At 34.9% G+C, this 4,147-nt stretch carries 4 protein-coding genes; 2 read left to right on the top strand and 2 right to left on the bottom strand.

What is annotated here, in order from left to right; all coding sequences use genetic code 11:
- Positions 1–1,100 (bottom strand): hypothetical protein (locus GSY74_RS10710; protein ID WP_164665140.1); only part of this gene is annotated, 1,100 nt, incomplete at its 3' end.
- A 162-nt stretch (positions 1,101–1,262) separates the two neighbouring features.
- On the opposite strand from GSY74_RS10710, the gene GSY74_RS10705 reads away from it, so the two are divergent.
- Positions 1,263–1,946 carry a response regulator transcription factor gene (locus GSY74_RS10705; protein ID WP_164665139.1) on the top strand — a complete coding sequence of 228 codons (684 nt, stop codon included), beginning with the start codon at positions 1,263–1,265 and terminating at the stop codon, positions 1,944–1,946.
- Positions 1,939–3,348, top strand: a complete 1,410-nt coding sequence (locus GSY74_RS10700; protein ID WP_164665137.1) for a sensor histidine kinase — start codon at positions 1,939–1,941, stop codon at positions 3,346–3,348. The genes GSY74_RS10705 and GSY74_RS10700 overlap by 8 nt, the downstream gene beginning before the upstream one ends.
- Here GSY74_RS10700 and GSY74_RS10695 read toward each other — a convergent pair.
- Complete coding sequence (locus GSY74_RS10695; RefSeq protein WP_164665135.1) at positions 3,343–4,119, bottom strand: UDP-N-acetylmuramate dehydrogenase; 777 nt, start codon at positions 4,117–4,119, stop codon at positions 3,343–3,345. The two genes, GSY74_RS10700 and GSY74_RS10695, sit on opposite strands and share 6 nt — an antisense overlap.
- Positions 4,120–4,147: the final 28 nt, after the last annotated feature.

Below are 4,147 nucleotides of genomic sequence, written 5' to 3'. Positions count from 1 at the left end.
CGAGTACTATTTTTCAACCCTCCAACTGTTCCAATAAGCTTCACCCCTTGCGTAAACTCAATGGTATTCATATCTAGCCATGTGGAGTCATCATTCAAATCACATACCAAACTCTCCTCACAATATCTACTAGAGATAATCTCACCATTGCCATCAAATAGGTATTTCTCCTTAGAAATCTCACCTCTAAAATTTCCAGAGATAGAGAGGAAGCCTCCTTGGTTTGAAATTTCACCTATAGATGAACTATTATCATAATATATCTCCCCTTCATACTCCTCTTTGCTTTCCAATTTGGATGTGATTTCAAAAGTCTCATCTTTATCATTTTTTTCAATAATTTTTAGATGAAACTTCCCTCTATCAATATTAACTTTACTAGTAAAACTACTATCTACAAACATCTCTTTTTCACCACTATCTTTTTTGAAGTAATTGATACCAAAATCACTTTTTTGACTATTTGATTCATCAGAAAAGTAGCTAAATACACGATTTTCATCTTTTGACCACTTCAATATTTGTATTGAAGTCTCATCATCCCCCAATAGCTTTGAGAGAGGAGAGGTATCTATTTTTAAATTGTATTGATAATTTTCATTTTTACTATATTGGGTAAACTTTACTTCACCTAAAAATATAATTTTATCCTTTAGCTCATAGAGAGAGTCATCAATCTCCTCATTCACAATGCTACTAAGTTCTATAAAAAAATTATCGTTAAAAGCAAAAGAGAGTTCACCACTCTCAATAATACAAAGTTTATCTAATGCAGTTTTTTTACATCTTCTATCTATTTCTCCTATAACCTCTTCAATAAATAGAAGATTTATCTCCATCATTTTTTGACTCCACACTATCTCTTCAATATTACCCTTTAGACGATTATACCCCTGACTAATATTCTGTTCTACACTCTCTTTTTCTATCTTTTCAACTCTTTTATTTTTACTATTTTTCAATATTTCTGGTATCTTAACAGATATCTCTTTTGGTATCGTTATCTTATCTCTTGACCCTGAACTACCTGTACTGTCAAACATCGTTCCACAACCAAAAATCCCCAATAGTAAAGTCAGCCTTATAATTTTTCTAAACATCTCTATCCTCTTCAATCTTTTGCTATAATAGACTTCTTGCAAAACTCATTTGGAATCGGAGACTTTAGTCCCGAATATTACGAGGCTGAAGCCATCGGTTCCTAGTTTTGAAAGATATCTAATATAGAAACCATAGCAAAAAAAAATGAGAAAAAGATGTGCATGAACTTAAATGAACCCAAATACAAACTTCTATACATTGAAGATAACGCAACTACTCGGCTCTTCACCTCTATGTTTCTAAAACCACACTTCAAAGAGATATATGAGGCAGGTAATGGAGTAGAAGCAATCCAAATATACAAAGAGCAGAAGCCTGATGTAATTATTACCGATATAGAGATGCCACAGATGAGTGGATTGGAGTTTTGTAAAAAGATTCGAGAGGAGGATTTGGATACTCCCATCATCATCACCACTGCCTATACAAGTGTCGAGTATCTATTAGAGGCTGTAAGTCTAAATCTTATCAAATATTTAGGTAAACCTCTCAATGAAGATGAGCTAATGAAAGCACTGGAAGGCTGTTTTGAGCGGTTGGAGTCTCAAAATCCAAGTGTTATACGACTCACAAAAGAGATATATTATGACTCATTCAATCACTCACTTAGCATTAATGACAAAATTGTTCACATCTCTGCATCAGAGAGTCTGCTACTTGATATTCTTATCAAAAATCGTAATAGAGTGGTCTCCTATATTGAGATAGAGAACTTTGTCTGGTCGGATACCTATATGAGCCTAGATGCTCTTCGCTCTTTGGTTAGAAAGATACGAAAATCCATAGGAAAAGAGGTGATAGAAAATATCTCAAAAACAGGTTATAGAATAAAACTTTATGGATAGAGTACTAAAAGTCAAGCTACTACTAATAGCAATCTTTTCAGCTGTTACAGCCTATTTTTTTCATGCTGAACTCTTTATAAAAAGCACAGAGACCATTCACAACTTTGACAATATCGCATTTCTCACAGCCTCCATCTCTTTTGGTGTGATTATCTCTGCTGGTATCTATAATCTCTCTTTCTATTTCTATATGCAGAGTCGTCAATACCTATACTATGGACTTGCTCAACTCTCAACGCTCTTTTTTCTCATCAACCTAGATAGTATGTTTATCGCCCCTTTCGACGAAATATTTGGACTCAAAAGCATATCACTCTTCTACACAGCAGGAGCGTTGGTACTATTTTTCTCTCTACTTTTTATTCATGAGTTTATCAAAGATTACCATGTAAAAAAAGTAAACCAGCTTATCAAAATCATTCTATATCTGACTATTATAGATATTCTGTTTGCTATCTTCTTCTCTTTTAGTATCTTTACAAACTTCCTATTTATCCCTATATGGCTTGTCCTAAGCGAAGCAAATAGACTCATCAAAGAGAAAGATTTACCCTTCTATTTTCTGCTTACAGGGTGGTATATTGCAATATTTGTAGCACTAATTGAACATCTTGGATTTATCAAAATGATTGGCACTCCTTTTCCTTTTTTACATATCACTTTTGCGATAGAGTCCATCTTTCTCTCTCTTGCCATCTCCTATAAATTTAAACTGCTTGAGGAGAAGCAGAAAACTCAACAAGCCCTACTGCTACAACAGTCCAGATTAGCCAGTATGGGTGAGATGATTTCCACTATCGCACATCAGTGGCGACAACCTCTCAATATCCTCTCGGTTTTGCATATGAACCTAAATCGAATGCACAAAGAGGATAAAAATAGTAAAATAATACTCACCGAAGCAAACAAGCAGATAAACTATATGTCAAATACTATTGATACATTTCGAGACTTCTACAACCCCTCAAAAGCCAAAGAGAAGTTTAGTATCAAAGAGGCAACACACCATGCACTAGAGATTGTAGCCCATAGTTTAGAGATAGCTAACATAGAGAGAAGAGAGTTGATAAAAAATGATACCACTATCTATGGAAACCGAAATGAGTTCGAACAGGTTATCCTAAATCTGCTTAATAATGCTAAAGATGCTCTTATCGAGAGAGAGATAGAAAATCCATTTATTGAAATCTCTATTGGTGATGGAGTAGTTAGCATTAGAGATAATGCAAAGGGAATAGATAAGAGACATATTGATAAGATATTTAACCCATATTTTAGTACCAAACAAAATAGTGATGGGATTGGGCTTTATATCTCCAAGATGATTATAGAACAGGAGATGGGAGGGAGACTTGAAGTTGAGTCAGATAGTGATGGAACAGAGTTTACTATCACCCTATAATATCTGAACCTCCTCTTCCAACTCAATCTCAAACTCCTCAAAAACTCTCCCTTTAGCTAAGTCAATCAGATATTTAGCATCTTCAAATACTCCTCCACCATTATTTACCAAAAAATTTGAATGTATTTCACTCCACTGCATGGCTCCTTGGCTGACCCCCTTTAGTCTAACAGCCTCTATAAGTCGTCCTGCGTAATCACCTTTTGGATTTTTAAAAGCTGAACCTGCACTGGGAGTTTTTGGTTGATTTGAACGGAGGTCTTTAAGCTCTTCCAATAAGCTTTTGTCAAATCCTTTTTCAACTCTAAATCGTACCTCTGTCGCTACTCCACCGAGTTCTGCAAAACGATAGCCATGCTCTATATTATCTTTTGGTATCCATACGCCATCTATCTTTATAGAGTCTATGATATTAAAAATCTCATAAGACTTTACCCCTGCATTCATCGCAATCATCCCACCTAAAGAGCCAGGGAGTTTAGATATAAACTCAAATCCTGTAATATTATGTTTTTTGGCAAAGGAGACTATCTTGCCTGTTGGTGTGGCACAGCCTATGGTTAGTAGACCATCATCCAACTCTATAAAAGAGAAATCTTTAGAGAGCATCATCAATGGAGGAGGTGTAGGTGAGAGTAAAAGATTGTTAGCATGACCGATAATAACTCTATCGTTTGGTATCTTATCACCTCGTTCTAACATCAACACCTCTGTGGGTTGCCCTACTCTTATACTAGAAAATTTAGAAAAATCTATGGTTTTAAAAAACAAAATCTACTCTTTTATGTTAAAATATGAT

The sequence above is a fragment of the Sulfurovum sp. bin170 genome (assembly GCF_010892395.1).
GTDB lineage: Bacteria > Campylobacterota > Campylobacteria > Campylobacterales > Sulfurovaceae > UBA1140.
Note: the sequence above shows the minus strand (reverse complement) of the source record. Positions and strands in the feature narration are given on the sequence as shown.

Excerpts from the sequence above, each read along its gene's own strand:
- GSY74_RS10705 (WP_164665139.1), top strand. The coding sequence starts at position 1,263 with ATGAACTTAAATGAACCCAAATACAAACTTCTATACATTGAAGATAAC.
- GSY74_RS10700 (WP_164665137.1), top strand. The coding sequence starts at position 1,939 with ATGGATAGAGTACTAAAAGTCAAGCTACTACTAATAGCAATCTTTTCA.